General features: G+C 71.6%; 12 protein-coding genes. 8 read left to right on the top strand and 4 right to left on the bottom strand.

The features are described 5' to 3' along the window. Window positions 1-22: 22 nt before the first annotated feature. Both ACLQ3B_RS13895 and ACLQ3B_RS13890 read right to left on the bottom strand, forming a co-directional pair. Window positions 23-1,369 (bottom strand): ABC transporter substrate-binding protein, encoded by a 1,347-nt coding sequence (locus ACLQ3B_RS13895; RefSeq protein WP_425780766.1) that lies wholly within the window; start codon window positions 1,367-1,369, stop codon window positions 23-25. Between the two features lie 19 nt (window positions 1,370-1,388). Continuing rightward, entirely contained in the window at window positions 1,389-2,519 is a 1,131-nt protein-coding gene (locus ACLQ3B_RS13890) for a LacI family DNA-binding transcriptional regulator (RefSeq protein ID WP_425780765.1), read from the bottom strand. A 237-nt stretch (window positions 2,520-2,756) separates the two neighbouring features. Here ACLQ3B_RS13890 and ACLQ3B_RS13885 point away from each other — a divergent pair, with 237 nt between their 5' ends. The 7 genes from ACLQ3B_RS13885 (at window position 2,757) to ACLQ3B_RS13855 (ending at window position 11,992) form a co-directional block, all read left to right on the top strand. Next, window positions 2,757-4,085 carry a Gfo/Idh/MocA family protein gene (locus tag ACLQ3B_RS13885; RefSeq protein WP_425780763.1) on the top strand — a complete coding sequence of 443 codons (1,329 nt, stop codon included), beginning with the start codon at window positions 2,757-2,759 and terminating at the stop codon, window positions 4,083-4,085. A gap of 25 nt (window positions 4,086-4,110) precedes the next feature. Further along, window positions 4,111-5,544, top strand: coding sequence for a glucuronate isomerase (gene uxaC, locus ACLQ3B_RS13880; RefSeq protein WP_425780761.1), 1,434 nt, complete (start codon window positions 4,111-4,113; stop codon window positions 5,542-5,544). Further along, a complete protein-coding gene (locus ACLQ3B_RS13875; protein ID WP_425780759.1) occupies window positions 5,541-6,845 on the top strand; it encodes an enolase C-terminal domain-like protein in 1,305 nt (434 codons plus the stop codon). Before uxaC ends, ACLQ3B_RS13875 begins: the two co-directional genes overlap by 4 nt. After that, window positions 6,836-8,329, top strand: a complete 1,494-nt coding sequence (locus ACLQ3B_RS13870) for a mannitol dehydrogenase family protein (protein WP_425780758.1) — start codon at window positions 6,836-6,838, stop codon at window positions 8,327-8,329. The genes ACLQ3B_RS13875 and ACLQ3B_RS13870 overlap by 10 nt, the downstream gene beginning before the upstream one ends. Then, complete coding sequence (locus ACLQ3B_RS13865) at window positions 8,319-9,533, top strand: Gfo/Idh/MocA family protein (RefSeq protein ID WP_425780756.1); 1,215 nt, start codon at window positions 8,319-8,321, stop codon at window positions 9,531-9,533. Before ACLQ3B_RS13870 ends, ACLQ3B_RS13865 begins: the two co-directional genes overlap by 11 nt. Window positions 9,534-9,623: 90 nt before the next feature. Beyond that, window positions 9,624-10,349: an HD domain-containing protein gene (locus tag ACLQ3B_RS13860; protein WP_425780754.1), complete on the top strand. Its 726-nt coding sequence runs from the start codon at window positions 9,624-9,626 to the stop codon at window positions 10,347-10,349. Window positions 10,350-10,498: 149 nt separating this feature from the next. Further along, the gene (locus ACLQ3B_RS13855) at window positions 10,499-11,992 is read left to right on the top strand and encodes an FAD-binding oxidoreductase (protein WP_425780752.1); all 1,494 of its coding nucleotides are present in this window, start codon (window positions 10,499-10,501) and stop codon (window positions 11,990-11,992) included. A 77-nt stretch (window positions 11,993-12,069) separates the two neighbouring features. Here the strand turns inward: ACLQ3B_RS13855 and ACLQ3B_RS13850 are convergent, their stop codons facing one another. Then, the gene (locus ACLQ3B_RS13850; protein ID WP_425780750.1) at window positions 12,070-12,435 is read right to left on the bottom strand and encodes a barstar family protein; all 366 of its coding nucleotides are present in this window, start codon (window positions 12,433-12,435) and stop codon (window positions 12,070-12,072) included. A gap of 18 nt (window positions 12,436-12,453) precedes the next feature. Continuing rightward, a complete protein-coding gene (locus tag ACLQ3B_RS13845; RefSeq protein WP_425780748.1) occupies window positions 12,454-12,903 on the bottom strand; it encodes a ribonuclease domain-containing protein in 450 nt (149 codons plus the stop codon). A 245-nt stretch (window positions 12,904-13,148) separates the two neighbouring features. Between ACLQ3B_RS13845 and ACLQ3B_RS13840 the strand changes: the two genes are divergently transcribed. After that, on the top strand, window positions 13,149-13,976 hold the full coding sequence (locus tag ACLQ3B_RS13840; RefSeq protein WP_425780746.1) for a hypothetical protein: 828 nt from the start codon (window positions 13,149-13,151) through the stop codon (window positions 13,974-13,976). Window positions 13,977-13,994 lie beyond the last annotated feature (18 nt).

Raw genomic sequence — 13,994 nt, 5'->3', positions numbered from 1 at the left:
CTCCTCTCCTCGCCTGGCGGCGTCAGGCGATGGCGGACTTGCACGCCTCGACGAACTGGGCGGCGGCCTCGGCGGGGGTGGCCCGGCCGTACTGCGCGTTCTCGGCGGCCTTGATCAGCTCGGACTTCACCTTGCTGTGCCCCTTGATCGGCACCTGCGGCGACTCGCCGAACTTCTGGGTCAGCTCTGCCTCGACGGCGATGGACTGCTTCATGGCCGGGTCGGTGGTGTCGTCGCTGACCACCCGGCGCAGGTCCAGGTTGGACGGCAGGCCGCGGTCGGTGCCGAGCAGCTTGACCGCCTCCACGTCGTTGTTCAGGAAATTGATCACATCGATCGCGACGTCCTTGTTCTTGCTGCCCTTGAACACCGACCAGTACATCGAGGCCCGGGCCCACTGCGCGCTGGGGTCACCGGGGTAGGCGATCACGCCCAGCTCGTCCTTGGTGTTCTTCTTCAGGTCCGGCATCTGGTTGGCCCAGACCCACGAGGTCGCCGACTTGCCGGTGACCACCAGCTGCTTGGTGACGTCGCTGGAGTTGCCCTCGTGGATGACGTCCGCGGTCGGGGTGGCCTTGCGGTCCCGGGCGCCCTTCCACAGGTCGAACCACTTGGTCACGTCCTCGGCGGTGAAGCCCAACTCCTTGCCCTGGTAGAGGTCCTTGCCCTGTTGGCGCAGCCAGACCCAGAGCGCCTTGTAGTCGGCGCTCGGGTCCTGGGTGCCGGGCACCTTGGTCTTGGCGGTGACCTGCTCGGCCCAGGCGATGTGCTGCTCCCAGCTCATCCCGGTGGTCGGCTCGGGCAGGTTGTGCTTGGTCAGCAGCGTCTTGTTGTAGACCAGGCCCTGGGTGTTCTCCCCGGCGGCCAGGCCGGCGAGCTTGCCGTCGACGACGCCGTACTGCCAGAGGCTCTTGGGGAACTTGGAGGTGTCCAGCTTTCCGGACTCCTGGTAGGAGGTCAGGTCGAGCGTGGTGTTGCGGGCCGCGTACTCGGCGAGGTAGTTGTCGTCGATCTGGAACAGGTCCGGCGGGTTGCCGCCGGCGGTGAGCGTGGCCAGCTTGTCGAAGTAGCCCTGGTTGGCCTGCCAGGTCGTCTCGAAGGTCACGTTCGGGTGCTTCTTGGTGTAGAGCGCGAGGGCGTCCTCGGTCAGCTTGGCCCGGGCATCGCCGCCCCACCAGAAGATGGAGAGCTTGACCGGCGCGTTCGGATCGGCGGCTTTGCCGTCGTCTCCGCAGGCGGCGGCACCGAGCATCAGCGGTGCGGCGACCGTCACGGCGAGCAGGCCACGGAGCAGGCGCCGCCGAGGCAGCGGGGTACGGTGGGCGCGCCCGACGGGCGCGTCAGTGGTGGGGGGCGTTGCGGGGTGCATGTGCGCTCACTCCTCGGCATTAGGAGGCGACGGCGTCACCGGTGGCCGCAGTCGGGATGCCCGGGTCCGCAGGGCAATGCGGGCCCGGGCCACGCGGTGCGGCCAGGGGACGTGCCGGTCGGGCGTACGGGCCCGGGCCGGTCGAGTCGCGGATGACCAGGTCGGTCTGGAGCATTACCTGTGCGGTGGTACGACGGACGCCGAGCGCCGTGCCGGCACCGGACCCCCGCGCGTTGCGCGGTGACTCGATGTCCTGTTGCAGCAGCATGTCGACGGCCGTCCGGCCGGCGGCCCCGGTGGGTGTGGCCACCGTCGTCAGTTTGGGGCGGGTCAGCCGACTCAGGGTGATGTCGTCGACCCCGACGACGCTCACCTCCTGCGGCACCCGGACCCCGAGCGCGTCCAGCCCCTCGATCAGGCCGATCGCCATCAGGTCGTTGTAGGCGAGCACTGCCGACACACCGCTGCGTCGCACCTGCTCGGCGACGGCGGAGCCGCCGACCTCGGTGGGGGCGTTGGGGCCGAGCACTGTCAGTTCCGCGCCGCCGGCTCGGGCGGCCGCGCCGGCGGCCCGGCGCATCTCCCGGTTGGTCCACGAGCTGCGCGGGCCACCGAGCAGCGCGATGCTGCGGTGCCCCAGGCCGACCAGGTGCTCGATCGCCGAGCGGGCGCCCTGCCCGACGTCCATCAGCACGCAGGGCAGGCCGGTCACCTGGCGGTTCACCACGACCAGTGGCACCTCGCGGCTGAGCTGCTCGATCAGGCTGTTGCTCATCCGAGGGCTGCACAACAGCACCCCGTCGACCTGTTTGGCCAGCGCGTGGACCAGCTCTTCCTCGGCGGTCGGGTCCTCGTTGGTATCGGCGACGAAGACGTGGTAGTCGCGGTGTCGGGCCTGACCCTCCGCCGCCTTGATCAGCGGCGGGAAGAACGGGTTCGCGATGTCCGCGATGATCAGCCCGATGTTGTGCGTCCGTCCGGTGATCAGGGCTCGGGCGGCGCGGTTCGGCCGATAGCCCAGATCCTCCGCGCACGCCAGCACCCGGACCCGGGTCTCCGGGTTGACCAGGTGCGGGGCGGAGAAGGTGCGGGACACGGTGGAGATGTGCACACCGGACGCCCGGGCGACGTCCCGGATGGTGACTGGCACGGCGGCCCCTTCGTCCGATGTGGTGGCGGTCACGCAGGTGTGGCCCATTAATGCAAACGGTTGTGCCAGTGTCAACGGTCAATGGTTACGGCTTCGTTGCGCCAACATTCCCCTTGGTGATCATCCACGCCCCAAAAGCTGACATATGACGCCGATCCCGATGGTGTCGTTGACGCGATTGGATCGATCGTGATTACTTCATTGCAAACCTTTGCAGCACCGCCGGGAGGCGACCGCATGTCACCCAGATCCGCCGGACGGGTCCGCTACGCCGTCGTGGGCACCGGCGCGCGGGCCGAGATGTTCGTCCGGGCGCTGGTGCTCGACCACGCCGACACCACCGAGCTGGTGGCCTTCGCCGACACCAACCAGGCCCGGATGAACGCGCACAACCGCTGGCTGGGCGAGCTGGGTCATCGCCCGGTGCCGACGTACCCGGCCGGTGACTTCAAGGCCATGCTGGCCGCCGAGCGCGTCGACGTCGTCCTGGTCACCAGCGTGGACGTCACCCACGACGAGTACGTGGTGACCGCGCTACGCGCCGGCCGCGAGGTCGTCACCGAGAAGCCGATGACAGTGGACGCGGCACGCTGCCGGCGCATCCTGGACACGGTGACCGAGACCGGCGGCCGGGTCACTGTCGCCTTCAACTACCGCTACAACCCGCTGCACGAACAGGTTCGCCGGCTGCTCGCCGAGGGCGCGGTCGGCGAGATCGGCTCGGTGCACTTCGAGTGGCTGCTCGACGTCCGCCACGGCGCCGACTACTTCCGCCGCTGGCACCGCGACAAGGCCAGCTCCGGTGGGCTGATGGTGCACAAGGCCAGCCACCACTTCGACCTGGTCAACTGGTGGCTGGCCGCGACACCCGTCGAGGTGTACGCGGCCGGCCGACTCTTTTTCTACGGCGCGGACGGCCGCCGGCACGGCTACGCCCGCGACTACGACCGGGCGCACGGCTCCCCCGCCGCCGCCGACGACCCGTTCGCGCTGCGGCTGGACGCGCACCCTCGGCTGCGCGAGTTGTACCTCGACGCCGAGGCCGAGGACGGCTACCAGCGCGACCGCAACGTCTTCGCGCCCGGGGTGAGCATCGAGGACGACATGGCGGTGCTGGCCCGCTACTCCACAGGCGCCACGATGACCTACCACCTCACCGCGTACGCGCCCTGGGAGGGCTACCGGGTGATGGTCAACGGCAGCCGGGGCCGACTGGAGCTGGACGTGGCCGAGAACGACTTCGTCGACCGGGGCACCGCCGGCGCGGTCAAGGGCGCCGCCCTGCACGGTGCCGAGGCGCCGGCCGAGGGCGGAGGTGCGACGCTGACCCTGCGCCCGTTCTGGGCCCCGCCCCGGCAGATCCCGGTGGAGGGCCGCAGTCGGCACGGGCACGGCGGCGCGGACGCCCGGATGACCGGGGTGCTCCTCGGCGGTCAACCCGATCCGTTGGGCCGCGCCGCGACCGCCGACGACGGCGCGTTGGCCCTGCTCACCGGCCTGGCCGCCAACCGGTCCTTCGAGACCGGTCAACCCGTCCGCGTCGCCGACCTGCTCACCCCCCGCTGACACAGGAGACGAGGAGCCCCACCCCGTGCCCACGTTCGACCACACCGACCTGCTCCTGCCACCCGAACCGAGCCAACGCGCGCTGGCCCGGGAGCTGTACGCCCTGGCGGCGGAGCAACCCATCATCTCGCCGCACGGGCACGTCGACCCGGCCCTGCTCGCCGAGGACCGCCCCTTTCCCGACCCGGCGCAACTGCTCATCGTGCCCGACCACTACCTGACGCGGATGCTGTTCAGTCAGGGCGTACCCCCGGCGGATCTGGGGGTGCCCACGCGCGACGGCAGCCCGGTGGAGACCGACGGCCGGGTGGTCTGGCGGCGCTTCGCCGCGCACTGGCACCTGTTCCGGGGCACCCCGTCGCGACTCTGGCTGGAGCAGACCTTCCGCACCGTGTTCGGGGTGCACACCCCGCTCGGCCCGAGCACCGCCGACGCCCTCTACGACGAGATCGCGGCCCGGCTCGCCGAGCCGGACTTCCGGCCCCGGGCGCTGTTCGAGCGGTTCGGCATCGAGGTCCTGGCGACCACCGAGTCGCCGCTGGACGACCTCGCGCAACACGCCAAGCTCGCCGCCGACGGGTGGGGCGGGCCGGGCGGCCGGGTGGTCACCACGTTCCGCCCGGACGACGTGGTGGACATGGAGTTCGAGGGCTGGTCGGCGAACGTGGACCGTCTCGGCGACCGGGCCGGCGAGGACACCGGGACGTACACCGGCTACCTGGCCGCGCTGCGGGCCCGACGTGCCGCGTTCATCGCCGCCGGCGCGACCTCCTCCGACCACGGCCACCCCACCGCGCGGACCCTGGACCTGACCCCGGCCGAGGCCGAGCGGCTCTACGACCGGGGCCGGCGCGGCGAGGCCGACGCCGCCGACGCGGAGGCGTTCCGGGCGCACATGCTCGTGGAGTTCGCCCGGATGTCACTCGACGACGGCCTGGTCATGCAGCTGCACCCCGGCGCGGTGCGCAACCACAACCGGTGGTTGCACGCCCGGCACGGCCGCGACGTCGGCGGCGACATCCCGCAGGCCACCGAGTACGTGCACGCGCTCGCCCCACTGCTGGAGCGCTACGGCAACGACAGCCGGCTGCGGCTGGTGCTCTACACCCTCGACGAGGACACCTTCACCCGCGAGCTGGCGCCCCTCGCGGGTGGGTACGCCGCGGTGCTGCTCGGCGCGCCCTGGTGGTTCCTGGACTCGCCGGAGGTGCTGCGCCGCTTCCGGGAGACGGTCACCGAGACCGCCGGCTTCTACAACACCACCGGGTTCGTCGACGACACCAGGGCGTTCTGCTCCATCCCGGTACGCCACGACGTGGCCCGGCGGGTGGACGCCGGGTTCCTGGCCCGGCTGGTCGCCGAGCACCGGTTGCCACTGGACGAGGCCGCCGAGACCGTCGTCGACCTGGCGTACCGGCTGCCCAAGCGGGTCTTCAACTTCGGAGGACAGGCTCAATGACCGTCACCATCACCTCCGTCGAGGTGCACGACGTGCGGTTCCCGACAGCCGCCCGGGGCGACGGCTCCGACGCGATCAACAGGGGTGACTACTCGGCGACGTACGTGGAGCTGGGCACCGACGCCGGCCCGGTCGGCGCCGGGTTCACCTTCACCAACGGCCGGGGCAACGAGATCACCTGCGCCGCGGTCCGTGCCCTGGCCCACCACGTGCGGGGGCGCACCATCGAGGAGATCACGGCCGAGCCTGTCGCGTTCTGGCGCTCGCTGAGCGCCGACGTGCAGCTGCGTTGGCTGGGCCCGGAGAAGGGCGTCATCCACATGGCGACCGGCGCGCTGGTCAACGCGGTGTGGGACCTGCGGGCAACCCTGGCCGGCAAGCCGATGTGGCGCTTCCTCGCCGAGCTGCCCACCGACGACCTCGTGGCCAGCGTCGACTTCCGGCACATCAGCGACGCGCTCACCCCGGACGAGGCGGCGGCGATCCTGGACAAGGGGCGCGACGGCCAGGCCGACCGGCTGGCGACGCTCGAACGTGACGGTTTCCCTTCGTACACCACCTCGGTCGGGTGGCTCGGCTACCCCGACGACAAGGTGCGGGCGCTGACCCGACAGGCGTACGCCGACGGCTGGCGGGCGATGAAGATGAAGGTCGGCGGGCCGCTCGCCGACGATCTGCGGCGGGCCCGGATCATCCGGGAGGAGATCGGCCCGGACGCGCTGTTGATGATGGACGCCAACCAGGTCTGGGACGTCGACGAGGCGATCACCGCGATGGCGGCGCTGGCCGAGGTGGACCCGTACTGGATCGAGGAGCCCACCCACGCCGACGACATCCTCGGGCACGCCCGGATCGCCCGCGCGGTGCACGAGTTGACCGCCGGCCGCTGCCGGGTGGCCACCGGTGAGGTGGCCGCCAACCGGGTGATCTTCAAACAGTTGCTCCAGGCCGAGGCGATCGGCGTGATGCAGGTCGACGCCTGCCGGGTCGGTGGCGTCAACGAGGTCCTGGCCGAGCTGCTGCTGGCGGCGAAGTTCGGCGTGCCGGTCTGCCCGCACGCCGGCGGCGTGGGCCTCTGCGAGTACGTCCAGCACCTGGCGATCTTCGACTACCTGCGGGTGGCCACCGGGCTGGACGGTCGGATGATCGAGTACGTCGACCACCTGCACGAACACTTCGTCGATCCGGTGCGGACCCGCGGTGGCCGCTACCTGTTGCCCGAGCGGCCCGGTTACAGCGCCACCATGAAGCCCGCGTCGATCGCCGAGTTCCGCTTCCCGGACGGTCCGGCATGGCGGTGACCGTCGGGGCCTCCCGGCTCGGCCTGGGCATGCTGCGCCGGCTGCCCGCCGAGGCCCGTCCGCTGATCCGGCCGGGCACCGTGCCGACCGGCGTCGTGCACCTGGGGTTGGGCGCGTTCCATCGGGCCCACCAGGCCGTCTACACCGAGGCGGCGGTCGGCGCGGCCGGCGGTGACTGGGGCATCGTGGCCGTCGCCCCGCGCAGCACCGCAGTGGTCGAGGCGATCGCCGCGCAGGACAACCTGTTCAGCGTCAGCGCCCTCTCCGCCGCCGGCAGCGCCACCCGGGTCGTCGGCGCGCTGAGCGGAGTGCGGCACGCACCCAGCGACCCGGACGCCGTGGTGGCGCTGCTCGCCGACCCGGGGGTCCGCGTGGTGACCCTGACCGTCACCGAGAAGGCGTACCAACTCGACCCGGTGACCGGCCAACTGTCCCCGGACTCGGCGCTCGCCGCGGACCTGGCCGGCGGCCGACCCCCGAGCACGGTGCCGGGGCTGCTGCTGCGGGGGCTGGCCGCCCGGGCCGCCGCGGACGCCGGGCCGGTGGCCCTGGTGAGCTGCGACAACCTGCCGGCCAACGGTCGGCGGCTGCGCGGCATGCTCGACCAGGCGGTCGGCCGGGCCGGCGGTGTGCCCGCCGGGCTGGTCGAGTGGGTGGCCGGCAACGTCACCTGCCCGGGCACCATGGTGGACCGGATCGTGCCGGCCAGCACGCCGGAGACGATCGAGGCGGCCCGGCTGGCGCTCGGCGTGACCGACCTGGCGGCGGTGGCCGCCGAGCCGTACGCGCAGTGGGTGATCGAGGACGACTTCCCCGGTGGACGACCGGGCTGGGAGTTCGCCGGGGCGGTGCTCACCGACGACGCCGGCCCGTGGGAGCGGTTGAAGCTGCGTGCTCTCAACGGGGTGCACTCGGCCATCGCGTACCTCGGGGCGTTGGCCGGTCGGGAGACGATCGCCGACGCGCTGGAGATCCCGCACCTGCGTGACGTGCTGCGCCGGCTGATCGCCGAGGACGTGGCGGCCAGCTTCACCCCGCCGGACGGGGTCCGGGTGGTCGACTACGGCGAGCAGGCCCTCGCCCGGTTCGGCAACCCGGCGATCCACCACCGCACCCTGCAGGTGGCCCTCGACGGCTCGCAGAAGCTGCCGCAGCGCGTCCTGCACACCATCGCCGACCTGCGCGCGGGCGGGCGGTCCGCGCGCTGGGGCGCGCTCGTCGTGGCGTCCTGGTTGCGCTTCGCGCTGGGGTACGCCGACGATGGCCGGCCGCTGCCGTTCCAGGACCCACTGGCCGGTCCGATCCGGGCCGCGCTGGACGCTGGACCGCGGAGCCCGACGGGTGCGGTCGACGCGGTCTTCGCGCTGCGCGAGGTCATCCCGGTGGAGGTGGCCGAGGACGACGAGGTCCGCGCCGACGTGATCGCCTGGCTGACCTCGTTGGAACGGCACGGCGTCGAGGCCACCCTGGCCGGTGCCCGGTGAGCGGGTCGACGAGGGCCGGGCGACGGTGAACGGGGCCACGCCGCCGACCCGGGTGGCGGTGATCGGGGCGAACGGCCACGGTCGCTGGCACCGACGGGTGATCGCGCCCCTGCACGCCGCGGGTCGGCTGCGGCTGGTCGCCCTGGTCGACGTACGGCCGGTGGAGGACGACCGCGCCGCCCCGGTGCCGCCCGGGGTGGCGGTGTTCACCGACCACCGGGCGATGCTCGCCGCCACCCGGCCGGAGGTGGTGGTGATCTGCACGCCGCCGCACACCCACCTGGCGATCGCCCGCGACGCCCTGGCCACCGGCGCGGACCTGCTGCTGGAGAAGCCGCCGGTGCTGTCGCTGGCCGAACACGAGGAGTTGACCTGGGCGCTCACCGCCGCCGGCCGGGTGGCCCAGGTCGGCTTCCAGGCGCTCGGCTCGGCCGCCCTCACCGCGCTGACCGACGCGCTGGCCGCAGGCCGACTGGGCACGGTCACCGGCATCTCCACCATCGCCGCCTGGCAACGGCCGGACGCCTACTACACCCGCTCCCCCTGGGCCGGCCGACGGAGTCTGGACGGCCGGCCGGTGTTGGACGGCGCGCTCGCCAATCCGTTCGCGCACGCGGTGATGCAGTGCCTGGCGATCGCCGAGGCGCTCGCCGGGGCGACGCCCTGGCCGGTCGCGATCGAGGTGGAACGCTACCGGGTCCGGCCGATCGAGGTGGAGGACACCGCCGTGCTGCGGGTCCTGTTCCGCGCCGGGCCGCCGGTGCTGGTGGCGGCGACCCTGGCCGCCGAGGAGTTCGTCGCGGGTGAGGTGGTGGTGACCGGCACGGCGGGGCAGGCGGTGCTGGAGTACCCGACCGACAGGTTGCGCCTGCCCGGGGATGTGGTGACCCGTCGGGTGCCGGGGCGGCTGGGGCTGCTGGAGAACCTGCTCGCCCACCGGGTCGACCCGGCGGGCGTGCCGCTGATCGCGCCGCTGGCCCGTACGGCGCCGTTCACCGCGCTGCTGGACGCGTTGCGGACCGCGCCGGAGCCCCGGCTGCTCGACGGCGATCTGGTGAGCACCCTCGGCGAGGGCGGCGAGCGGGTCCGCCACCTGCGGGGCGTCGTCGACGTGTTGCGCCGGGCGGCCGAGCGGGGGGCGCTGCCGAGCGAGTTGGCGGTGCCGTGGGCGTCCGCCGCGTATCGCGCCGCGCTGGCGGGATAGGCGGCGGAGACAGGCACCTCGCCAGACAGTCGGGTCGGGTCGGCGACGTTCGGGCTCATCGATGTGGTGAAGATCGGCTATAAGTGACGCATGGACTTCCCGCCGCACCTGGGCAGCATGCCGATGCACGCGATCACCGAGATCCACGGCGAACCGGGCCTGCTGGAACGGTTCCGGTTGGAGGTCCAGCAGTTCGACGACGCCGCCCGGGCGCGGTTGACCGCGGCGCTCGACCTCGCCGCCGAGCTGCACCGCGACGATCGGCGCGTCCGTGAGCCGTACCTGAACCACCTGCTGCGGGTGGCGATCCGGTTGATGCACCACTACCAGGTGCGGGACGTGGGCGTGATCGTCGCCGGTCTGCTGCACGACGCCGTCGAGGACCACCCGGTCGAGCTGGCCGACGGCGACCCGGGCGCGGACCCGACCGGGGCCGCGCTGGCGGCGCTCGCCGCGCGGTTCGGGCCACGGGTGGCCACCCTGGTCGCCGCGGTCACCAATCCGGTGTACGACCCCGAGCGCGACCGCAACGCGCAGTACCGGGAGCATCTGGCGGTCAGCCTGGACCGGGAGCCGTGGGCCCGGGTGATCAAGGTGTCGGACTTCACCGACAACGGGGTGGGCGTGATCCACACGGTCGGGCCGAAGGTGATCTCGTCGGCCCGGAAGTACCGGCCGCTGGTGCCGCTGTTCCGGGACCTGATCGGCCGACCGGACACCCCGTTGTCGCCGGCGGTGAAGCGGCACATCTTCGGCCAGCTGGACCTTGCCGAGGAGCGGTTCAGTGCCATCCTGGACCAGCCCGCCCCGAGTTGACCCGTACCGGATCACCCGACCGGGTTCCGTGACAAGTTCTCAGATCCGTCCGGAAGCCTCGGGCATTACGGTTGGTTTGCGCCAGATGAGAGGAAGATTCCCTCTCGATTCATTTTTCGGGCGTGTCACCAATCGAGAGGATTCGGACCATGCGCGACCTTTCCCGTCGTGATCTGCTCAGGGCGACGGCCGTCGGCGCCGGAGCGGTCGCTATCCCGAGCATGATCGCCGGCAGCTCGGCCATCGCGGCCGACGTTCCCGGGTGGCCTTCCGACACGAAGTTCCCGCCGGCACAGCTGACCGGCCGGATCGTCCGCCCGCAGAGCCCCAACTACCCGGAGGCCAGCCTCGGCTGGGACGAGCTGTTCGTGCACTATCCGCTGGTCATCGTCTTCGCTCAGGAGACCCAGGACGTGGTCAACGCGCTCACCTGGGCGCGGCAGCACAACGTCGCGCTGCGGGTCCGCAGCGGCCGGCACAACCTGGAAGGCTGGTCGAACGTCGACAACGGCATCGTGATCGACGTGAGCGAGTTGAAGGACGTCCACATCGACACCGCCGCTCGCGTGGCGAAGGTCGGCGCGGGGCTCACCCAGTCGGAGGCGGTGACCGCCCTCGGGGAGCACGACCTCGCGGCGACGACCGGCACGGAGGGGACCGTGGGCCTCTCCGGCGCGACCCTCGGCGGCGGCTTCGGCTTCCTCACCCGCTACATCGGGATGGCCTGCGACAACCTGATCGGCGCCGAGATCGTCGTCGCGGCGGGCGCTGACGGGGCGAAGGTGCTCGAGGTGGACCCGTGGAACTACCCGGACCTGCTCTGGGCACTGCGTGGAGCGGGCAACGGCAACTTCGGGATCGTCACCTCGCTGACCTACCAGGTTGCCCCGCTCACCAGCGTCGCCTACCTGCAGGTGACCTGGCCCGGTCTCGGCGACCTGCACGAGGTCTTCGACGCCTGGCAGCGTGTCGGACCGTTCACCGACCCCCGCCTCGGCACCCAGGTCGAGGTCCACCCGGACGAGATCCTGCTGTTCGCGGTGCTCGCGGAGGGATCGGAGGCAGAGGCCAGGAAGCTGCTGGCACCGATCCTGTCGATCGGCAACCCCACGGTCACCGCGCAGACCGGCGGCTGGGGCGATGTCTACGCCGACTTCCAGATCCCCAACGAGGACGAGCCGGCGAAATGGAAGTTCTTCTCCCAGTTCACCCGCGAGCCGTTCCCGGAGAAGGCGGTCAGCATCGTGCGTGAGTTCATGGAGAAGTCGCCCTCGCCCGACAGCAACTTCTTCACCCAGGCGTTCGGCCGGGGGGCGCAACGACAGGAGCCGTTCGGTGGCGCGGCGTTCCCGCACCGCGACGCGCTCTTCTACTCGGAGCCCGGCGTCGGCTGGGGCACCCGCGGCGAACCCGACAGTGACGACGCCGTCACGCCGATCGCCCAGACCTGGATCGCCGAGTTCAGCCAGGCGCTGCGGCCCTACGTGGACGGCGCCTACGTCAACGTGCCGAACATCGGCATGGCCGAGTGGGAGAAGGCCTACTGGGGGCACAACTTCCCCCGGCTACGCAAGATCAAGGCGAAGTACGACCCACACAACGTCTTCCAGTACGAGCAGAGCATCCCGCCCGCCACGCACTGACCCGGACGACCGGCGGTGCGGGTGACGTCGACCCGCACCGCCGGGCACCGCCGCCGACGGCGGGCTCGAATTAGCGGTCAGGACGGCGCGGTCTCGTCGAGGACGACGCGCAACGAGTGCGGGGCGCTGGTGGCGAGGTCGCCGAGCACGGCGATCAGCAGGCCGTACTGATCGGTCGGCTCGTCGACGAGAAGCTGGCCAGCGTCGGTGATCAGCAGAGTGAGCGGGCCGGCGTCCAGCCGGTCCCGGAGCACGTCGGAGAGGGCGTCCCAGGTGTCCCCCAGGTACGCCGGCAGGGCCAGTACGGCGGCGAGCGCGGCGAACAACCCGGCCCTGCTCCGCGTCGTCGCTCCGGCCAGCACCACCGCGCCGGGCACGTCGAGTCCGCCGTCGTGGCAGACGATCAGCCAATCGGGCACCCGACCCGCGTCCTCGTCGACCATCACGTTCCTCCTGGTCGGTCAGAGCCGGTAGAAGTCGGTGTAGTGGTTGGGCGAGAACCAGGTGACCCCGGTGCTGCGGTTCACCACGATCCGGTACGCGTCCCGGGCGGCGCCCTGGGTGCGCGGGTAGACGTCGTACTCGTAGTAGGTGGCGTTGGTGGGCAGTTGACCCTCGTAGTTGTAGAACTGACCACCGGCGAAGTTGGACTTCCCGCCGCTCCATGAGTACCAGCCTCGGCTGGTCGGGAACCCCTTGGCGGACCAGCCCGAACGGACGGTGCGGGCGTCCGCGCAGCGGCTCATGGTGCAGGAGCTGTAGACCGCCGCCGAGGCCGGGTCGCTCAACCGAGGGGAGACCACGGACGGGCCGACCAACGCGGCGGCGACCATGGCGACGAGCAGGGCGAGGGTGGTGGTACGCCGGCGGATCGCGCCGAGCGTGGCCAGCGGGGACACGAGGGTGGACACAGGCTGCCTCCAGACCATCCAATCTATCGATCCGCGTGATTGTCGGACCGAACCCAGTCTCACCGCTGCCGGTCGACGGCAACACCCTTCGGCACCCGAACTGCTCCACAATGCTCGGTTAACCCTGAATGATCCTCGGTCCGGTTGGTGTCGATATGCCGTCCGCTCGGTGACGGCGTGGCGGCAGGCAAATCGGTCACCTGTTGTTAGCGTGAAAAGCGGATCCGTGACCGTGGAGGGGTGCCATGACGGACGCCCCCGACGGGAGGCCGAGGCCCGCGGACCAGTGGCGGCACCGGGGCGTACGCGGGTTGACCATCGCCCGCGACGCCGGTGCGCGCGGCTGGCGGTGGTGGGCGCGAACCTGGGATCGGCTGGTCGCCGCGCTCCAGGACGAGGCGCCCGTCGGCTCCGCCGCCGCGCCGTCGCCGTCCGGTCCACTCGTCGAACAACGCGACGCACCCCGGCTCATCGCGGTCCCGGCACGCGGGTACGTGTACTCGTTCTACATCCGCGCCACGTTCGCCTGGTCGTCACCGGCGAGCCTGCGGTCCGAGGTGCTGAGCTGGTACGTCCAGTACTTCCAACCGAACGCCATTCAGCGGCTGACCCGGCTCGCCGCGGACGCCGCCCGGGACCTGCACCCACACCGGGCCGGTGACCTGGAGGTGGCGTTGCAGCGGGCGCTCGCCGAGGATCCTCTGTGGCACTACCAGCGGGGCGACGTCACGCTCACCTGCCGCCCCGACGCCACCGTACGACTCGACGAACGGATCATGCCGGCGCTCCAGCCGCACGTCGACCGCCTGGTCAAGCTGGAATACCAGTTCGACGAGCAGATCCGAAAGGCCAGGTACGCCGAGGAGCTGAGCCGCCAGTGGGCGACGATCCTGGCGGATCACGCGGACGACCACGACCTGGCCGACGCCCGCGACCACATGCTCACCGCCCAGAGGGAAGCCGCACGATGGATCGCCGAACTCCTTCACCAACACGGCGAACACCCCCCGGAGTCGCCGCCCACGCCCAGAGTCCCTCCACAAGCCTCTTCAAGATCACTTGATGGTGAGTAGTTGTTGGGGGCTGTCGAG

It is taken from the genome of Micromonospora sp. DT53 (genome assembly GCF_049841535.1).
GTDB lineage: Bacteria > Actinomycetota > Actinomycetes > Mycobacteriales > Micromonosporaceae > Micromonospora.
This window is presented reverse-complemented; position numbering and strand designations above follow the sequence as displayed.

Coding starts and splice junctions, on each gene's coding strand:
- ACLQ3B_RS13895 (WP_425780766.1), bottom strand. CDS start 1,369: ATGCACCCCGCAACGCCCCCCACCACTGACGCGCCCGTCGGGCGCGCC.
- ACLQ3B_RS13885 (WP_425780763.1), top strand. CDS start 2,757: ATGTCACCCAGATCCGCCGGACGGGTCCGCTACGCCGTCGTGGGCACC.
- ACLQ3B_RS13875 (WP_425780759.1), top strand. CDS start 5,541: ATGACCGTCACCATCACCTCCGTCGAGGTGCACGACGTGCGGTTCCCG.
- ACLQ3B_RS13870 (WP_425780758.1), top strand. CDS start 6,836: ATGGCGGTGACCGTCGGGGCCTCCCGGCTCGGCCTGGGCATGCTGCGC.
- ACLQ3B_RS13860 (WP_425780754.1), top strand. CDS start 9,624: ATGGACTTCCCGCCGCACCTGGGCAGCATGCCGATGCACGCGATCACC.
- ACLQ3B_RS13855 (WP_425780752.1), top strand. CDS start 10,499: ATGCGCGACCTTTCCCGTCGTGATCTGCTCAGGGCGACGGCCGTCGGC.
- ACLQ3B_RS13850 (WP_425780750.1), bottom strand. CDS start 12,435: ATGGTCGACGAGGACGCGGGTCGGGTGCCCGATTGGCTGATCGTCTGC.
- ACLQ3B_RS13840 (WP_425780746.1), top strand. CDS start 13,149: ATGACGGACGCCCCCGACGGGAGGCCGAGGCCCGCGGACCAGTGGCGG.